We start from the raw sequence: 17,390 nt of genomic DNA on the forward strand, positions 1-17,390 counted from the left end.
GCTCACGCCTCCGGGATCTCGAACGTGCTGGTGCGCTGCATGCCCGCCGCGCGCCCCTTGCCGGAGACGACGAGCGCCATCTTGCGGCTCGCCTCGTCGATCATCTCGTCGCCGAGCATCGCCGAGCCCTTCTTGCCGCCGGCTTCCGACGTGTAGTAGTCGTACGCGTCCAGGATCAGCTCGGCGTGGTCGTAGTCCTCCTGCGAGGGCGAGAAGATCTCGTTGGACGCCTCTACCTGGCCCGGGTGCAGCACCCACTTGCCGTCGAAGCCGAGGGCCGCGGCGCGCTGGGCGACCGCGCGGTAGCCGTCGATGTTGCGGATCTGCAGGTAGGGACCGTCGATCGCCTGAAGGTTGTTGGCGCGGGCGGCCATGAGGATCTTCATCAGGATGTAGTGGTACGCGTCGGCGGGGTAGCCGGGCGGCTGCTCGCCGACGACCAGGGACTTCATGTTGATGGACGCCATGAAGTCGGCCGGGCCGAAGATGATCGTCTCGACGCGCGGGGACGCCTGGGCGATCTCGTTGACGTTGTTGAGGCCCTGGGCGTTCTCGATCTGCGCCTCGATGCCGATCTTGCCGACCTCGAAGCCCATCGTCTTCTCGATCTGGGTGAGCAGCAGGTCCAGCGCGACGACCTGCCGGGCGTCCTGGACCTTCGGCAGCATGATGCAGTCGAGGTTCTGGCCGGCGCCCTCGACGACGGTGACGACGTCGCGGTACGTCCAGTGCGTGGTCCAGTCGTTGACGCGCACGACCCGCGTCTTGCCGGTCCAGTCGCCCTCGTTGAGGAACTTCACGATGGTGTGGCGCGCGTCCGGCTTGGCGAGCGGCGCACACGCGTCCTCGAGGTCCAGGAACACCTGGTCGGCCGGCAGACCCTGGGCCTTCTCCAGGAAGCGCGGGTTCGAGCCCGGCACCGCCAGGCAGGAGCGGCGCGGACGCAGCCGGTTCACAGAAGAAAGGTGTGCGGCGGAGCCGCTCTCTGGAAGGGCGGTGGTGGGCGACGGGCGGGCAGTCATGCGGGGACCTCCAGAGGGTCGAGCTTGTTCGCTTTACGGATCTCGTCGACGATACGGCCGATGATCTCCGTGATACCGAAGTCCTTCGGTGTGAAGACGGCGGCCACTCCGGCCGCCTTCAGTTCGGTGGCGTCGGCGTTCGGGATGATCCCGCCGACGATCACGGGTACGTCGGCCGCGCCGGCCTCGCGCAGTCGTTCGAGTACGTCCGGCACGAGCTCGGCGTGCGAGCCCGACAGGATCGACAGACCGACGCAGTGCACGTCCTCCGCGAGGGCGGCGGAGACGATCTGCTCCGGGGTGAGCCGGATGCCCTGGTAGACCACCTCGAACCCGGCGTCACGGGCCCGTACGGCGATCTGCTCGGCGCCGTTGGAGTGCCCGTCCAGGCCCGGCTTGCCGACCAGCAGCCGCAGCCGGCCCGCGCCCAGCTCGTCCGCCGTGCGCGACACCTTCTCGCGTACCGCGGCGAGGGGGGTCCCCGCCTCCGCGGTGACCGCCACCGGGGCGCTGCTGACGCCCGTCGGCGCACGGAACTCGCCGAAGACGTCACGCAGCGCCCAGGCCCACTCGCCGGTGGTGACGCCCGCACGCGCACACTCGACGGTGGCCGCCATCAGGTTCTCGGTGCCCGCGGCGGCCTTCTTCAGCGCCGCCAGGGCCTCTGCCGCGCGGGGCTCGTCGCGCTCCGCACGCCACTGGTGCAGCTTGGCGACGACCCGGGCCTCGTTCGCCGGGTCGACGGTCATGATGGCCGTGTCGAGATCCGCGGTGAGCGGGTTCTCCTCGGTCGTCTCGTAGATGTTGACGCCGACGATCTTCTCGTCGCCCGCCTCGATCCTCGCGCGCCTCTCGGCGTGCGAGGAGACGAGCTGGGACTTGAGGTAGCCGGATTCGACGGCCGCCATCACGCCGCCCATCTCCTGGATCCGGTCGATCTCGGTGAGGCACTCGTCGACCAGGGAGCCGACCTTGGCCTCGATGACGTGCGAGCCGGCGAAGATGTCCTCGTACTCCAGCAGGTCGCTCTCGTGTGCCAGAACCTGCTGGATGCGCAGCGACCACTGCTGGTCCCAGGGCCGGGGCAGGCCGAGCGCCTCGTTCCAGGCGGGCAGCTGCACGGCGCGCGCCCGCGCGTCCTTGGACAGCGTCACGGCCAGCATCTCCAGGACGATCCGCTGGACGTTGTTCTCCGGCTGCGCCTCCGTGAGTCCCAGGGAGTTGACCTGGACGCCGTAGCGGAAGCGGCGCTGCTTGTCGTTCTCGATGCCGTACCGCTCGCGGGTCACCTTGTCCCAGATGCGGCCGAAGGCGCGCATCTTGCACATTTCCTCGACGAAGCGGACGCCCGCATTCACGAAGAAGGAGATCCGGGCGACGACGTCGCCGAACTTCTCGGCCGGCACCTGGCCCGAGTCGCGTACGGCATCGAGGACGGCGATCGCGGTGGACATCGCGTACGCGATCTCCTGCACCGGTGTGGCCCCGGCCTCCTGCAGGTGGTAGCTGCAGATGTTGATCGGGTTCCACTTGGGGATGTTGGCCACCGTGTACGTGATCATGTCGGTGGTCAGGCGCAGCGAAGGACCGGGCGGGAAGACGTGCGTCCCGCGCGACAGGTATTCCTTGACGATGTCGTTCTGGGTCGTCCCCTGGAGCCTGGTGGCGTCGGCACCCTGCTCCTCGGCGACCACCTGGTACAGCGCCAGCAGCCACATGGCGGTGGCGTTGATGGTCATCGAGGTGTTCATCTGCTCCAGGGGGATGTCCTGGAACAGCCGCCGCATGTCGCCCAGATGGGAGACCGGCACACCCACCCGGCCGACCTCGCCGCGGGCGAGGATGTGGTCGGGGTCGTAACCGGTCTGCGTCGGCAGGTCGAAGGCCACCGACAGACCCGTCTGGCCCTTGGCGAGGTTGCGCCGGTACAGCTCGTTGGACGCCTCGGCCGTGGAGTGGCCGGCGTACGTCCGCATCAGCCAGGGCCGGTCCTTCTTGCGCTCTGTCATCTGGGAACCTCAGACTCCTCAGACGTTCCGGAAGCGGTTGATGGCGTCGATGTGCTTCTCGCGCAGCTCCGGGTCGCTGACGCCGAGGCCCTCCTGCGGGGCGAGCGCGAGGACGCCGACCTTGCCCTGGTGCAGGTTGCGGTGCACGTCGTACGCGGCCTGGCCGGTGTCCTCGAGCGAGTACACCTTCGACAGCGTCGGGTGGATCTTGCCCTTGGCGATCAGGCGGTTGGCCTCCCACGCCTCGCGGTAGTTGGCGAAGTGCGAGCCGATGATCCGCTTCAGCGACATCCACAGGTAGCGGTTGTCGTACTCGTGCATGTAGCCCGAGGTCGAGGCGCAGGTGGTGATGGTGCCGCCCTTGCGGGTGACGTAGACGCTCGCGCCGAAGGTCTCGCGGCCCGGGTGCTCGAAGACGATGTCGATGTCCTCGCCGCCGGTGAGTTCGCGGATGCGCTTGCCGAAGCGCTTCCATTCCTTCGGGTCCTGAGTCTGCTCGTCCTTCCAGAACTTGTAGCCCTCGGCGTTGCGGTCGATGATCGCCTCGGCGCCCATCGCGCGGCAGATGTCCGCCTTCTGGTCGCTGGAGACGACACAGATCGGGTTGGCGCCGCCGGCCAGCGCGAACTGCGTGGCGTACGAGCCGAGTCCGCCGCTCGCGCCCCAGATGAGGACGTTGTCGCCCTGCTTCATCCCGGCGCCGTTGCGGGAGACCAGCTGGCGGTACGCGGTGGAGTTGACCAGACCGGGGGCCGCCGCCTCCTCCCAGCTGAGGTGCTTCGGCTTCGGCATCAGCTGGTTCGACTTGACCAGCGCGATCTCCGCCAGGCCGCCGAAGTTGGTCTCGAAGCCCCAGATGCGCTGCTCGGGGTCGAGCATCGTGTCGTTGTGACCGTCGGAGGACTCCAGCTCGACGGAGAGGCAGTGCGCGACGACCTCGTCCCCGGGGGTCCAGGCGTTCACGCCGGGGCCGGTGCGCAGGACGACGCCCGCGAGGTCGGAGCCGATGATGTGGTACGGCAGGTCGTGGCGCTTGGTGAGCTCGGACAGGCGTCCGTAGCGCTCCAGGAACCCGAAGGTCGACAGCGGCTCGAAGATCGAGGTCCACACGGAGTTGTAGTTGACGGAGGAAGCCATCACGGCCACCAGCGCTTCGCCGGGGCCGAGCTCCGGCACCGGCACGTCGTCCAGGTGGATCGACTTGCGCGGGTCCTTCTCGCGGGTCTCGAGACCCGCGAACATCTCCGTCTCGTCCTTGTGCACGGTGATCGCGCGGTACGACTCGGGGAGCTTCAGTGCGGCGAAGTCGGCCGACGTGGATTCCGTCGACTGGATCGCGTCCAGGATTTCCTTCACGGTGTTGCCTCCGGCGGGAAGCGTCCATGCGCGGACGCTGAGGGGTACGTCGGGATGGTGCTCTGTGGAGGTTGTGCCGTCGGTTCGGCGATGGTGGTGCTGGCAGCGCTGTGGTGGGCGCTTGAAGGTGCCTGTGACGCAGGCGTCCGGGCGGGCAGCCGCGAGGGTTGCTGGGACAGCCGGCGTACGAGTGTTCTCTGCACGCCGGCCGCCCGGACATACTCAACGTATGGCACGGCGTGCCAGGTCGCAAGACACTCCGTGCCAAGAATTTCCCTCAGATGCAATCCGCGCGACACATATGAGCGATGATCGATCGAAACGCTTCGCGAAACGGCTGATGGCCGCCCGAACCGGGCGGCCATCAGTCATGGTTCGGTGCTGCGGTCTACGGTGTGCCGCGGCGGTCAGCGGTGTGCGGTCCTGGCGGTCACGACCGCTTGAGCGCCTGCTCGATCGTCCGCATGACCTCGCTCAGCGGCGTGTCCGTGCGCGCCACGGCCACCAGCACCTCGCCCTCGGTACGGGCCGTCGCCGCAGGCTCCCGGACCGCAGCGTCGGCCGCGACCGCCGCGTGCTTGCGGCCGGCCCCTATCCCGGAACCGAAGGTGTCGCGGACGATGGCGAACGCGTGGTCCAGCTGGGACTCCACGTCGCCCTGCCCGCCCGCCCGCAGCCAGCGGCGCAGCACATGATTGTGCGCGGTGACCACCGCCGACGCGGCCACCTCCGCGAGCAGCGGGTCGTCGTTGCCGTCATGGTGGTCGCGCTCGTCGAAGTGGCCCAGCAGATAACGCGTGAACAGCCGCTCGTAACGGGCCACCGAGGCGATCTCGCGCTCCCGCAGGGTCGGCACCTCGCGGGTCAGCCGGTAGCGCTCGACGGAGACGGCGGGAGAGGAGGCGTACATCCGCATGACCTCCTTGATCCCCCGGCAGACCGTGTCCAGCGGATGCTCGTGGGGCGGAGCCGCGTTCAGCACGGCCTCCGCGCGGACCAGCGTGTCGTCGTGGTCCGGGAAGATCGCCTCTTCCTTGGAGCGGAAGTGCCGGAAGAACGTGCGCCGTGCCACGCCCGCCGCGGCGGCGATCTCGTCGACAGTCGTCGCCTCGTAGCCCTTGGTCGCGAACAACTCCATCGCCGCCGCGGCCAGTTCACGGCGCATCTTCAGGCGTTGCGCGGCGGCGCGGGAGCCCGCCGGACTCTCCGGAGCGTCGGTCGGAGCACCGGCGCGGCCGGTGCGGCGGGACGTGTCAGCGGGCTGGGGCATGATCTGAACGTACTGCATCCGGTCGGCCGGATGCGCCTGCGGGCCGCTGCCCGCCTCCCCCGGAGCAGGGGACGGGCCGCCCGGACCGAGCAGCCCGCCCCAGCCTGCGTCGAACTCAGCGGCGGGCATATTCGCGGAAGCCGCGCCCCGTCTTGCGGCCGAGGCACCCCGCAGCGACCAAGTGCTCCAGCAGCGGCGCCGGGGCGAGGCCCGGGTCGCGGAACTCGCGGTGCAGCACCTTCTCGATGGCGAGCGAGACATCGAGGCCGACCACGTCGAGGAGCTCGAAGGGGCCCATCGGGTAGCCGCCGCCCAGCTTCATGGCGGCGTCGATGTCGTCGAGGGTGGCGTAGTGCTGCTCGACCATCTTGATCGCGTTGTTGAGGTACGGGAAGAGCAGCGCGTTCACGATGAAGCCCGCCCGGTCACCGCAGTCCACCGGGTGCTTCTTGATCTTCGTGGTGACCTCCCGGACCGTGGCGTGCACATCGTCCGCGGTGAGGACCGTACGGACCACCTCGACCAGCTTCATCGCCGGCGCCGGGTTGAAGAAGTGCATGCCGATCACGTCCTGCGGGCGTGAGGTGGCACGCGCACAGGCGACGACGGACAGCGACGAGGTGGTGGTGGCGAGCACCGCACCCGGCTTGCAGACCTTGTCGAGGGTGGCGAAGAGCTGCTGTTTGATCTCCAGGTCCTCGGCCACCGCCTCCAGCGCGAGGTCGACCTCGGCGAAGGCGTCCAGCGAACCGGCCGGAACGATGCGGGCGAGGGTGGCCTCACGGACCTCCTCGGTCATCCGGCCCTTGGCGACCGAACGGGCCAGCGACTTGCCGATGCGGGCCTTGGCCACCTCGGCCTTCTCCAGGCTGCGGGCGGTGAGGACCACGTCGTAACCGGCCTTGGCGAAGACCTCCGCGATGCCGCTCGCCATGGTGCCGGACCCGGCCACGCCGACCGAGCGGATCTCACGGCCGGCGGCCGCCCCGTCGACCGGCCTCGGGGTCAGCGCGTCGTCCACGGTGTCGGCGCTGCCGGGCGCGGCGTAGGTGTAGAAACCGCGGCCGGCCTTGCGGCCCGTCAGGCCGGCCTCGCTCAGCTGCTTGAGGATCGGCGCCGGGGCGTGCAGCCGGTCCTGCGACTCCGCGTACATCGCGTCCAGGACAGTGCGGGCGGTGTCGATGCCGATCAGGTCGAGCAGCGCGAGGGGGCCCATGGGCAGGCCGCAGCCCAGCTTCATCGCCGCGTCGATGTCCTCGCGGGAGGCGTAGCGCGACTCGTACATCGCCGCGGCCTGGTTGAGGTAGCCGAACAGCAGGCCGTCCGCGACGAATCCGGGACGGTCGCCGATCGCGACGGGCGTCTTGCCGAGCTCGCGGGCGAGCGCCGTGACCGCCTCCACGGCGGCCGGGGCGGTCAGCACGGAGGAGGCCACCTCGACGAGCTTCATCGCCGGGGCCGGGTTGAAGAAGTGCAGTCCGAGCACGCGCTCCGGGTGCTCGGAGTCGGCCGCGAGCCGGGTCACCGAGAGGGCGTTGGTACCGGTCGCGATGATCGTGTCCGGACGCACGACGGCGTCGAGCTCCCGGAGGACCTGCTGCTTGGCCTCGTACGACTCGGGCACGACCTCGATGACCAGATCGGCCTCCGCGGCGGCCTGCGGCTCGGAGAAGGTGCGGAAGCGGGCGAGGATGTCGCGGCGCTCCTCCTCGGTGATCCGCTCGCGCTCCACGGCGCGGGCGGTGGAGTTCTCGAGCGCGACGACGGCCCGGCGGGCGGCGGCGTCGCTGACGTCGATGCCGATGACCTCACGGCCGGCGCGGGCCAGGACCTCGGCGATGCCGGTGCCCATCGTGCCGAGGCCGACGACGGCAATGGTGTGGAGAGGGGTGTCCATCACGGGACTCCAGAGATGAGTGACGACTGATGAGGAGCGCGCGCGAGGGCGGAACGGAAGGAACGCCGCAGGCGCGGAGGGCCGCACACCACACGGGGCGCACGGCGCGCGGGAACCGCGTGTCGTGTTACTGGGCCGACGGGCCTGTCCCTGGCCACGCCGTTCTTCGTACTTCGTCGTGGTGGAAACACCACCGAAGCCGAACCGACAAACCTCTCGGCGGCTGCGTCACCAGGCCACCGGGAGCGCGGGGTTTGCCCGCTCACCTGAGATTAACTCGCGGGTAACGAGCGCGCCAGCCCTCGGCCGGGGCCCATTCCTGTGATCTGGATCGCTCACGCCCGCCCCGTGGGTACGCTTTTGTCATGAACGAGGAGTTACGGTCGCTCGCGATCCGGCTGCGTGACGAGGCGGGCGGCGGACCCGTGTACGAACGGCTGCTGACCACCGCCGACCACGACGAACTCGCCGCTGTCCTCACGGAGCCCGGGCGCCCCCTGTGGGCGCGTGAACTCGCCGCCTTCCGGCTCGGCTGCGCCGGCGACCGCCGCGCCTTCGAGTCCCTGGTCCTCTTCCTCAACCACCGCGACCCCGAGCGCTGTGTCTGTGCCGCTCACGCCCTCAGCGAGCTCGGCGACCCCCGTACGCCCCGCGCCGCCGCCGCGCTCGCCACCAATGAACTGCGTGTCGCCTACGCCCTGGTTCCGGTGCGGCTGCTCGCCCGCCTGCGCGCACCGGAGTCCGTTCCGGCCTTGATCACGGTCCTCGGCCGCCGGCTCGTCCCCGAAGACCCGCACTGGCGGGTGGCGCTGGCCTGCATCGAGGGACTGGGAGCGCTGGGCGACAAGCGTGCCGCAGAGGTCGTACGGGCGGCGGTGCCGCACCCGCGACTGGCGGCGGCCGCGCAGGCGGTGCTGGCGCGGCTGGGGGCCTGAGGGGGAGGTGCGGCCGCGCAGGGGCCGGCGTGGCCGGGGGCCTGCGGAGGAGGTGCGGGGTCGCGGGCGGGGCGGCGGTCCGGTCTACCGGCCGGTGCGGCGGTCCTTACCGGCCCCGGAGACGGTCACGCCACCAGGCGCCGGACGTACCGGACCTCGGGAACGAGTACGCCGTCCGCCTCGAAGGGCTCCTCCGTGCCGTCCGGCGCGAAGCCCGCCCGTTCGTAGAAGCGGCGGGCGCGGGCGTCGTCCTTGAGGACCCACAGCAGCATCTCCTCGAAGCCGGCGGCCCTCGCGCGGCCCGTCAGCTCGGCCATCAGGGCATGGCCCACGCCCGAGGAGATCCGCTCCGGGCGGACGTAGATCGCGTAGAGCTCGCACGCTCCCGGGCGCTCGCCGCCGTCCTCGTCGCGCAGCGGGCCGAAGCAGCCCCAGCCGACCACCTCGCCGTCCCACTCGGCGACCACGTTGCGCACTCGGGTGCCGGCGCCGTCCATGAGGAGGGAGCGGCGCTCGGCGGCGTCGTCCGCCGGGTCCATGGCGTCCAGGTACGACTGGGGCATGAGCCCGGTGTGCGCGAATCGCCGGCCGCCCACCCCGATCGTGGCGACCGCGTCGCAGTCGTCGATCGTCATGTCCCTCACACGCATGGTCATCGCTCCGTGGCCTCCCCTCTCCGCCGACTCCCGCCGACAGGAGGAACACTGCCTGCCGAGGTCCGTCGACGCCACCGGAATGGCTTCAGAGCAGAGTGAGTTGGGTCGGTTCGGGTTCTGCCGGCTCCGAGGTGACCGGCAGCCGGCGGTGGCCGCCGCGGTCCGAGGGTCCGATGCGAACTCCGTGGCCGGCTCGTGCACATGACGGGTGATCCGGCGCTGGTACCACTTGGGCGCGTACGCCCCCTCCGCGTACAGCCGCTCGTACCGCGCCACCAGATGCGGATGGTGTTCGCGCAGCCAGGCCATGAACCACTCGCGTGCGCCGGGGCGCAGGTGGAGCACGAGCGGGGTGACGGAGGTCGCGCCGGCGGCCGCGATCGCCCGGACCGTGGCCCGCAGCTGGTCGGGGCGGTCGCCGAGGAACGGGATGACGGGTGCCATCAGGACGCCGCAGCCGATGCCGTGTTCGGCGAGGGTGCGTACGACGTCCAGACGGCGTTCGGGGGAGGGGGTGCCCGGTTCGACCGTGCGCCACAGCTCACGGTCGGTGAAGCCGACGGATACGGAGATGCCGACGTCGGTGACGTCCGCGGCCTGGACCAGCAGATCCAGGTCGCGCAGGACCAGTGTGCCCTTGGCCAGGATCGAGAAATGGTTGGCGTGGTCGCGCAGGGCCGAGATGAAATCCGGCATCAGTCGGTAGCGGCCCTCTGCCCGCTGGTAGCAGTCGACGTTGGTGCCCATGGCGATGTGCGCGCCCTGCCATCGGCGCGACGCCGGCTGGCGGCGCAGCAGCTCGGGGGCGTTGACCTTGACGACGATCTGGGAGTCGAAACCGAGGCCGGTGTCCAGGTCCAGATAGCCGTGGGTGGACCTTGACCCGCTGGCGTGCCGCTGGTGACCGGCGGAACGGGCACGTACTCGGTGAACTCCGCCCGGTAGGCGACGTCCGGCGACGTCCGGCGAGGTCCAGTCGAGGACGCCGCGAAGCCGCGGCCTCGGTACCGACCGGGGCACGTGCGTGTCCGCGGCCGCTGTGCCCTCTCACAGTCGCCCGCCGGCCTTGTCCACCGCGGCGGCCACCACCCGCAGCCAGCAGTGTCCGGCCCGGCGCCCCAGGGTGCGGCCCTGCCACCCCCACACCTCCGGCCCCGACGCGGACACCTGGAACTGCCGCGCTGCGGCCGCGTGCGCGCGCCGCATCCGTTCCCTCTCGTCGTGCTCTGCCGGCGCGGTGAACACCGCCTCGCGTACTGCCGGTTCCACCGTCACACCCCCTCCGTCACGACGCCGACCCCGGGGTGCTCAACGGGGCGGGGCAGCAGCGCGTCACGCCCCGGCCACCGGAACACCAGACGGCAGTGCTCCTTGTCCACAACATCCCCGGCGGGCAGCAGATCGTCGGGCGAGCCGGCCGGGTGGACCGTCAGCACCGGATCGGCGTGCTCGCTGTTGTCTTCGGCGCGTACGTGGAGGTCCCAGGCCCGGACCGTGGCCACGAGCTGCTCGGCGAGCTGGGGCCCCTGTTCGCCGAAGGCATGGACGACCCACTCCCACTCCTTATCCTCAGGACGTTCTCCGTCCTGGGTCTGGAGGTGAGTCAGGTAGGCGAGCGAAGCGTCGCCGACGATGGCGGGTGCGTCACGGTCCTTCGCGATGGCGGTCACACCCTCGTCGGGGTCCTGGTGGGCGGCCAGGCGGCAGAAGGCGGGCAGAGTGGTGGCCGCGTACAGCTGCAGGGAGCCGAAGTAGGAGTTCGCCGCCCCCATGGTCACGCCGGTCGCCACCTCGTGCCGCCGCCCGCACAGCGCCTCCTCCAGGCCCGCCGTCTCGGCGGTGGCGCCGTCGTCGAAGCGCAGCGTCAGCCCGCCGTCGAGAAGGGGGACGACGGGGACGGGGCGGGCGTGCTGGCCCTGGTCGCGGACGAAGCCGCAGTAGGTGAAGTGGCGGGCGTGCAGTACCTCGCCGCGCCGCTCGAACGTGATCGCCCGGGTGTAGCCGCCGATCTCCAGCGGCAGGACCAGGCGTGCGCCCTCGGCCAGCTGCTCGCGCCAGGCCGGGGCGATGTCCCAGCAGTTATAGGTGATCATGCTGCCGTTGAAGCCGCCGCGGGGCACGAGGTGGGCGGGCGCGCCGAGCGCCGCGTCGGCCTCGACGGCGGTGACGCGTCCGCTGCCGGCCTCCGTGAGGAACCGGCGGGTGCGGCGTACGACCCACGGGTCGATGTCGACGGTCACCACACGACCGTCGGGGGCGGTGACGTGGGCGATCAGCTCGGCGTTGTAGCCGCCGGATCCTGGAAGCCGATGGGTTCGCAGGATCTCAATGGCGTTGGTGATGGAACCCAAAGGACATCCCCCTAAATGCGGGCACTGGCAGGCGAGTTCGTGCTCGCTGCAGAGTGTGTGCGGGCACGCCGAGGGGGTCCACGGCCTCGGGGAACATCGGTACAGCGGTTAGCGCTACGTCCGTGATCATGGCTGCGGATCGCGTGGTGGCGTGTGTGCCGGGAGCATCCGCCGTCCTAAAATGGGAGTCGGCCGCCTTGCGTCGGCCCGACTCCGAGCCGTATCGCGCCCACGCCGCGAACGGTGATGAGGACAAGGGGCACCGCCTCACGCGCTGACATTTGCCTGTTCGTGGCCACGTGCCCGCGGCGGGGATGCGTGGGGTCGCCGCCGTCTCCGGGACTCGGGAGAGACCGTGACCACCGGCGAGCAGTTCAAGAAGGACGTCCGCGAACTCGCCGACGCCGAAGGCATCTCGTACCCGCCGCCCGCCGGCGCCTGACCACCGAAACCGCCGAGGAGCCCCAGGACCGTGCCGCGATGCTGGCCGGACTGGTCGCCCGCAGCGTCGGCAAGTTCACCACCGAGGAGTTCACCGACCGGCTGGAACGCGGCGGCCAGGAGTACACCGGGTATCCCGCCGACGGCCGGGAGGCCGCAATCGAGGCGCTTGAATACGCCCTGGAGCATGGGATGGATGCCGTCGATGACGAACTCGCCACCGTCGTCGCCAGCAAGGGGATGCCGAACCCGGAACGGTTCATGCCGATCACTACGGACGACCTTGCCGAGGCCCTGCGCCGGGTCCGTGACCACAGCCTGGTCATCGACGGCTCGTCCGTCGCCGAGACCGCCTACTGGATCGCAGACCGCTACGGCCCCGGACTCCCAGCTCTGTCCTCAGGGGCAAAGTAACCCGCCAGTTGGTTTCAGGACTTCGGGGCGGCGGTCTTCTTGGGCTGGCGGGGGACGGTCTTGGTCTTGTCGAGGTGCCCGTACACCGCCGACCGTGGCACGCCGAACACGTCGGCGATCTGCTGGACGGTCGTCTCCCGCTCGTCGTAGAGACGTTGGGCGAGCGCGGCCTGGTCCTCGGTGAGCTTCGGTCGGCGTCCGCCGACCCGCCCCCGGGCCCGCGCGGAGGCGAGCCCGTCGTTCGTATTCGCCACGATCAGCTCGCGCTGGAGCTCTGCCAGTACGGACAGCATCCCGAACATGGCACCCCTTATCTAGGGCTATCGCGAGAATCAGCAGGTGAGAGACGCAAGGGACCGTAAGGCACGTTCTTCACTTACGCCGCTTCGCTGGCTGGCGTGGTGGGTGGCTGGTTTGGATCCTTTCTCCGGGACGGGGCGGTCCGGCACCATTGGAGTTTCGTTTCGCTGGGTGAAGTGGGTGAGAGGGCGGGGATGTCCGTGCCGGGTGACGCGGAACCGACCAGGACAGTGGATCTCACGGCCGAGGGGTCAGCGTTTACCGCTGATCCTTATCCTCGTTACGCTGAATTGCGCGCCTTGGGCCCGGTGCACCGTGTACGCACGCACCAGTCCGCCGAGGTGTGGCTGATCGTCGGCCATGAGGAGGCTCGCGCCGCCCTCGTCGATCCCCGTCTCAGCAAGGACCGGAGCAATGCCCCGGACTGGCGAGGGGAAGAGCCGCCCGCCCAGGTCCACATGCTGCACCTTGATCCGCCGGAGCACACCCGGCTGCGCAAGCTGGTCATCTCGGAGTTCACGCCGCGCCGCGTCGAATCGCTGGCCCCGCGCGTACAGCAGATCACCGATGAGCTGCTCGATGCGATGCTGGCGCGGCCGGGCGGCAGCGGTGACCTCGTCGAAAGGCTGGCCTTTCCGCTGCCGATGACCGTCATCTGTGAGCTGCTTGGAGTCCCGGACCTGGAGCGCGAGGCATTCCGGGGGTGGTCCAACCAGATGGTCGCCCGGGCTTCGCCCGCGGCCGCGAGCGCCGCTGGCAAGGCGATGAAGGGCTATCTCGCCGAGCTGATCGAGTGCAAGGGCCGTTTACCGGGTGACGATCTGCTGAGCGCTCTGATCCGCGCAACGGGCGAAGGCGGTGACCGGCTGTCCCGGGACGAGGTCGTCGGCATGGCCATTCTGCTGCTGGTCGCGGGCCACGAGACCACCGTTAATCTCATCACCAACGCAGTCCTTGCGCTGCTGCGCCACCCGGACCAGATGGAATGGCTGCGGACGGATCTGTCGCTCGTGGAACACGCAGTCGAGGAGACACTGCGCTACGACGCTCCGGTGGAGAGCTCGACTTTCCGTTTCACCGCCGAGCCGGTCGAGGTGGGTGGCACGGTCATTCCCGCCGGGGAAGTCGTCCTGGTCTCCCTTGCCTCTGCGGGCCGCGATCCCGGCCGGTTCCCGGATGCCGACCGTTTCGACATCCGCCGCGACGCGCGTGGCCATATCGCCTTCGGCCACGGTGTCCACTACTGCCTGGGGGCCCCACTGGCCCGTCTCGAGGCGCGGATCGCCCTCCGTACGCTCCTGGAGCGCTGTCCTGTTCTCGCCTTGGACACGGCCGACCCGGCAGAGCTGCCGCGGATCCCAGGCATGCTGATGCGCGGTGTGCACAGGCTTCCCATCCGTTGGGCACCGCTCTGAGGCACAACGCCGCGTCGCGCCCGTGCACCACCGATCGGCGGTGGCGACCGCGGGCCTGGCCGTCGGCCCGACGTTTCGTCGTTCTGCCTCGGTCCTTGGGTGACTCGCCCCGCGCGTGAGGCATTACCGTCACCGTGCGATTGCCTGTGTATGCGGAAAGTGTTTGCCGGGTAGGGCTCCTCCGCTCCTGGCGGTAGGCGACGAGGAAGGGGTTGCAGTGTCCGTGTCATCCCAGGGAATAGCGGTTCCTGAGTTGTACTGTCCTTCTCCGGTCCGTGACGACCCCGACCTCGGCGAGCTACTCAACGAGCAATTGGTCCAGTGGGCTGAGCAGGTTGGCATTTACCCCGGGCAGCCCGACACCGTCCGGGAGGCCGCTTTCGGGCGCATGATGATGCTCTGTTTCCCTGGCACCGACGACCCGGACCGGCTGCTGGCCGCCGGGAAGTGCATCTTGGCGCAATGGGCCGTGGACGACACCTACGTCGATGACGAATCCCTCGGCGCCACTGTGCAACTCCAGGGCTCCCGCCTCGCGTTGGCCAAGGCGGCCCTGGACCCGGTTCACCTTCCGTCCCGCTACGCGCCCGACCTGGAGCAGGTCATGCGCGACGACCCGGTCCTAGCCGCCCACCGCTCCAGCCTTGCCCACCTGGCCCAATACGCCGACTCATCCCAGCTGGCCCGCTATCACTACGAGATGGCCGGGCTGTACGTGGCCAACGGCACGGAGGCGACCTGGCGCTCCGAGGGGCGGCTCCCGCAGGTGTGGGAGTACCTGACGAACCGTCAGCCCAACAGCTTTCTGCCCTCCATGGTGATGCTCGATCCCATCGGGGGATATCAGCTGCCCTTCGAGATGTACGCGGACCCACGCGTGCGGCGGGTGTTCATGATGGCCGGCGCCGCGAGCGTCATGGTGAACGACTTGTTCTCGATGACCAGGGAAGGCCACGCCTCCGGACTCGACTTCAACCTTCCCACGGTGATCGCTGCGGAGGACAAGTGCTCCTTGAAGGAAGCGATCCAGCGCAGCGCGGAGTTCCACAACGAGATGATGCACCGGATTGAGGCAGAAGCCACCGCCCTGTCTGCGGACGGCACCCCGGCCCTGCGCCGGTTTCTGGCCGATGTGTGGGCCTGGCTCGGCGGGAACCGCGCATGGCACGCCGGAAGCGCCCGCTACTCCGGCATATCCGGCATGACGAACTGAAGGAGCGACCACGATGAGCAAGACCACGTCCACCGCCACCGACGTCTTACGCACTGCCTACCAGAAGTCCGTCGCCACGTACTGGAACACGGAGCGCAACCCGGTCAACCTGCGGCTGGGCGAAGTCGACGGCCTCTACCACCACCACTACGGCGTGGGCGACTACGACCCGTCCGTACTGGAAGGCCCGCAGGATATTCGCGACGCACGGATCATCGAGGAGATGCACCGGCTGGAGACAGCTCAGGCGCAGCTGCTCCTGGATCACTTAGGCGAGGTGTCATCCGACGACCGGCTGTTAGATGCCGGGTCCGGCCGCGGTGGCACCAGCTTCATGGCACATCAGCGCTTCGGCTGCCAGGTGGACGGGGTGTCCATCTCCGAGTACCAGGTCGCTTTCGCCAACGACCAGGCCAGGGAACGGGGAGTGGCCGACCGGGTGCAGTTCCACTTCCGGAACATGCTCGACACCGGCTTCGAGGCCGGCTCCCGGCAGGCCATCTGGAACAACGAGTCCACGATGTACGTCGATCTGTTCGAACTTTTCGCCGAGCATGCACGGCAGCTGGAATTCGGTGGCCGCTACGTCTGCATCACCGGCTGCTCCAACGACGTCACCGGAGGCCGCTCCAAGGCCGTCAGCCGGATCGACGAGCACTACACCTGCAACATCCACACCAGGAGCCAGTACTTCAAGGCCCTGGCGGCCAACGGCCTCGCCCCGATCAATGTCATCGACCTGACCCCAGCGACCATCCCGTACTGGGAACTGAGGGCGAAGTCCTCCGTGGCTACGGGGATCGAGGAACCGTTCCTCACGGCCTACAAGGAGGGCAGCTTCCACTACCTCCTCATCGCTGCCGACCGCGTCTAATGACCGGCGGTGCAGCCCAGTTGCTGCTCGCGTGGGGCACGGTGGCTGCCGCGACGCCGAAGTTCCGTCCTCGCGGCGGTACGCCCCGGACGGGCGGCGGTCAGTCCAGCTGATGCAGGAGGCGGACGGCCTGCCGTTCCACCGCCCCCTGCGGGTTGCGGGCGTGCCTGGGCCGGTCGGGCAGCAGCATCACCGGTGTCCCGTCGATTCGCCATGTTTAATCCCTTCTAGGGTGACCTCGGGAGCGGCTGGCAGTAGTCGAACAGCTGTTGTCTTTTCGATCTTGAGCGGTGGCAGTCGAACGCGGGTTCCCGGTCGGGTGATCCTGTCGTGGCGAGGGCATGAGGAAGGGACCTCCTGAACAGCTCGTGGGTGTCGAATTCATAGAGCAACAGGAGGCCCCGGTGCCGCAGTCTTCCGTGTCGATGGCCGGGCAGTCCAACTCGGCCGCTCCAACGTGTGATTGCCTCGCGCACGTGTACGGCAACGCGGCCGACCGGCCCGAGCGGCAGCGCCGGTACCCGTCGGACATGACGGACGCGGAGTGGGCTGAGGTCCGGCCGCTGCTGCCGACGCCGGGCTGGATGCGCGGGCGGGGCGGACGGCCGGAGGGATACTGCCACCGCGCGGTGCTGGATGCGATCCGCTATCTCGTGGACAACGGCATCAAGTGGCGGGCAATGCCCGCCGACTTCCCGCCCTGGGACCGGGTGTATGCCTTCTTCCGCCGCTGGCGCGACCACGCCCTGGTCAAGGAGTTCCATAACCGGCTGCGCGGCCAGGTCCGCGAGCGCTGGGCCGGGACGCGGAGCCGACGGCCGGCGTGATCGACTCGCAGTCGGTCAAGGCGGACGCCGTCGTCGGCGCCGACAGCCGCGGCTTCGACGGCGGTAAGAACATCAACGGGCGCAAGCGGCACGTCGTAGTCGGTACCCTCGGCCTGCTGCTGGGCGTGATGGTCACGAGCGCGGATGTCGGTGACCGCGCCGCCGCCCAGATCTTGCTGCACCAAGTCGCCGACGCCCACCACCTGCTGGCCCTCATCTGGGCCGACGGCGGCTACACCGGCAGCCTCGTCGAACACTGCCTGGCCGCGCTCGCCCTGGTCCTGGCGATCGTCAAACGCAGCGACGACATGCGCGGTGAGGGGCCCCGCGTTTTCCGGACAGTCGTCTGACCGCTGATTTCACGCGGCGATACGCAACTTCTGGTACTCGACGTGGACTTCGCGCGGTGG

The 17,390-nt window shown here is 69.5% G+C and carries 16 protein-coding genes and 1 pseudogene; 7 read left to right on the plus strand and 10 right to left on the minus strand.

What is annotated here, in order from left to right:
- Positions 1-2 precede the first annotated feature (2 nt).
- The 5 genes from AB0903_RS29655 to AB0903_RS29675 all read right to left on the minus strand — a co-directional run bounded on the left by AB0903_RS29655 (position 3) and on the right by AB0903_RS29675 (position 7,554).
- Positions 3-1,022 carry a CoA ester lyase gene (locus AB0903_RS29655; RefSeq protein ID WP_366707806.1) on the minus strand — a complete coding sequence of 340 codons (1,020 nt, stop codon included), beginning with the start codon at positions 1,020-1,022 and terminating at the stop codon, positions 3-5.
- Positions 1,019-3,031, minus strand: coding sequence for a protein meaA (locus AB0903_RS29660; protein ID WP_366707807.1), 2,013 nt, complete (start codon positions 3,029-3,031; stop codon positions 1,019-1,021). Before AB0903_RS29660 ends, AB0903_RS29655 begins: the two co-directional genes overlap by 4 nt.
- A gap of 18 nt (positions 3,032-3,049) precedes the next feature.
- A complete protein-coding gene (gene ccrA / locus AB0903_RS29665) occupies positions 3,050-4,387 on the minus strand; it encodes a crotonyl-CoA carboxylase/reductase (protein WP_366707808.1) in 1,338 nt (445 codons plus the stop codon).
- Between the two features lie 430 nt (positions 4,388-4,817).
- Positions 4,818-5,675 carry a TetR family transcriptional regulator gene (locus AB0903_RS29670; protein WP_366707822.1) on the minus strand — a complete coding sequence of 286 codons (858 nt, stop codon included), beginning with the start codon at positions 5,673-5,675 and terminating at the stop codon, positions 4,818-4,820.
- A 97-nt stretch (positions 5,676-5,772) separates the two neighbouring features.
- The gene (locus AB0903_RS29675) at positions 5,773-7,554 is read right to left on the minus strand and encodes a 3-hydroxyacyl-CoA dehydrogenase family protein (protein ID WP_366707809.1); all 1,782 of its coding nucleotides are present in this window, start codon (positions 7,552-7,554) and stop codon (positions 5,773-5,775) included.
- Between the two features lie 365 nt (positions 7,555-7,919).
- Here AB0903_RS29675 and AB0903_RS29680 point away from each other — a divergent pair, with 365 nt between their 5' ends.
- Entirely contained in the window at positions 7,920-8,489 is a 570-nt protein-coding gene (locus AB0903_RS29680; RefSeq protein WP_366707810.1) for an adenylosuccinate lyase, read from the plus strand.
- Positions 8,490-8,614: 125 nt separating this feature from the next.
- Here the strand turns inward: AB0903_RS29680 and AB0903_RS29685 are convergent, their stop codons facing one another.
- From AB0903_RS29685 to AB0903_RS29700, 4 genes and pseudogenes are all read right to left on the minus strand, one after another.
- Positions 8,615-9,145, minus strand: coding sequence for a GNAT family N-acetyltransferase (locus AB0903_RS29685; protein WP_366707811.1), 531 nt, complete (start codon positions 9,143-9,145; stop codon positions 8,615-8,617).
- Positions 9,146-9,230: 85 nt separating this feature from the next.
- Positions 9,231-10,027, minus strand: a pseudogene (locus AB0903_RS29690) (radical SAM protein); the annotation flags it as partial.
- A gap of 165 nt (positions 10,028-10,192) precedes the next feature.
- Entirely contained in the window at positions 10,193-10,420 is a 228-nt protein-coding gene (locus AB0903_RS29695) for a hypothetical protein (protein ID WP_366707812.1), read from the minus strand.
- Entirely contained in the window at positions 10,417-11,496 is a 1,080-nt protein-coding gene (locus AB0903_RS29700; protein ID WP_366707813.1) for an SAM-dependent methyltransferase, read from the minus strand. Before AB0903_RS29700 ends, AB0903_RS29695 begins: the two co-directional genes overlap by 4 nt.
- A gap of 480 nt (positions 11,497-11,976) precedes the next feature.
- On the opposite strand from AB0903_RS29700, the gene AB0903_RS29705 reads away from it, so the two are divergent.
- A complete protein-coding gene (locus AB0903_RS29705) occupies positions 11,977-12,351 on the plus strand; it encodes a hypothetical protein (RefSeq protein WP_366707814.1) in 375 nt (124 codons plus the stop codon).
- A gap of 14 nt (positions 12,352-12,365) precedes the next feature.
- On the opposite strand, the gene AB0903_RS29710 is transcribed toward AB0903_RS29705, so the two are convergent.
- On the minus strand, positions 12,366-12,653 hold the full coding sequence (locus AB0903_RS29710; RefSeq protein ID WP_366707815.1) for a helix-turn-helix domain-containing protein: 288 nt from the start codon (positions 12,651-12,653) through the stop codon (positions 12,366-12,368).
- Between the two features lie 192 nt (positions 12,654-12,845).
- Here AB0903_RS29710 and AB0903_RS29715 point away from each other — a divergent pair, with 192 nt between their 5' ends.
- The 5 genes from AB0903_RS29715 to AB0903_RS29735 all read left to right on the plus strand — a co-directional run bounded on the left by AB0903_RS29715 (position 12,846) and on the right by AB0903_RS29735 (position 17,330).
- Entirely contained in the window at positions 12,846-14,066 is a 1,221-nt protein-coding gene (locus AB0903_RS29715) for a cytochrome P450 (RefSeq protein WP_366707816.1), read from the plus strand.
- A gap of 223 nt (positions 14,067-14,289) precedes the next feature.
- Complete coding sequence (locus AB0903_RS29720; protein ID WP_366707817.1) at positions 14,290-15,279, plus strand: family 2 encapsulin nanocompartment cargo protein terpene cyclase; 990 nt, start codon at positions 14,290-14,292, stop codon at positions 15,277-15,279.
- A gap of 13 nt (positions 15,280-15,292) precedes the next feature.
- Complete coding sequence (locus AB0903_RS29725; protein ID WP_366707818.1) at positions 15,293-16,153, plus strand: geranyl diphosphate 2-C-methyltransferase; 861 nt, start codon at positions 15,293-15,295, stop codon at positions 16,151-16,153.
- A gap of 404 nt (positions 16,154-16,557) precedes the next feature.
- Complete coding sequence (locus AB0903_RS29730; protein WP_366707819.1) at positions 16,558-16,980, plus strand: transposase; 423 nt, start codon at positions 16,558-16,560, stop codon at positions 16,978-16,980.
- Positions 16,977-17,330 carry a transposase gene (locus AB0903_RS29735; protein ID WP_366707820.1) on the plus strand — a complete coding sequence of 118 codons (354 nt, stop codon included), beginning with the start codon at positions 16,977-16,979 and terminating at the stop codon, positions 17,328-17,330. Before AB0903_RS29730 ends, AB0903_RS29735 begins: the two co-directional genes overlap by 4 nt.
- Positions 17,331-17,390: the final 60 nt, after the last annotated feature.

Source organism: Streptomyces sp. NPDC048389 (assembly GCF_040706335.1).
In the GTDB taxonomy this organism is placed as follows: Bacteria; Actinomycetota; Actinomycetes; order Streptomycetales; family Streptomycetaceae; genus Streptomyces.

Excerpts from the sequence above, each read along its gene's own strand:
- AB0903_RS29725 (WP_366707818.1), top strand. The coding sequence starts at position 15,293 with ATGAGCAAGACCACGTCCACCGCCACCGACGTCTTACGCACTGCCTAC.
- AB0903_RS29710 (WP_366707815.1), bottom strand. The coding sequence starts at position 12,653 with ATGTTCGGGATGCTGTCCGTACTGGCAGAGCTCCAGCGCGAGCTGATC.
- AB0903_RS29655 (WP_366707806.1), bottom strand. The coding sequence starts at position 1,022 with ATGACTGCCCGCCCGTCGCCCACCACCGCCCTTCCAGAGAGCGGCTCC.
- AB0903_RS29705 (WP_366707814.1), top strand. The coding sequence starts at position 11,977 with ATGCTGGCCGGACTGGTCGCCCGCAGCGTCGGCAAGTTCACCACCGAG.
- AB0903_RS29680 (WP_366707810.1), top strand. The coding sequence starts at position 7,920 with ATGAACGAGGAGTTACGGTCGCTCGCGATCCGGCTGCGTGACGAGGCG.
- AB0903_RS29660 (WP_366707807.1), bottom strand. The coding sequence starts at position 3,031 with ATGACAGAGCGCAAGAAGGACCGGCCCTGGCTGATGCGGACGTACGCC.
- AB0903_RS29685 (WP_366707811.1), bottom strand. The coding sequence starts at position 9,145 with ATGACCATGCGTGTGAGGGACATGACGATCGACGACTGCGACGCGGTC.
- AB0903_RS29675 (WP_366707809.1), bottom strand. The coding sequence starts at position 7,554 with ATGGACACCCCTCTCCACACCATTGCCGTCGTCGGCCTCGGCACGATG.
- AB0903_RS29715 (WP_366707816.1), top strand. The coding sequence starts at position 12,846 with ATGTCCGTGCCGGGTGACGCGGAACCGACCAGGACAGTGGATCTCACG.
- AB0903_RS29670 (WP_366707822.1), bottom strand. The coding sequence starts at position 5,675 with ATGCAGTACGTTCAGATCATGCCCCAGCCCGCTGACACGTCCCGCCGC.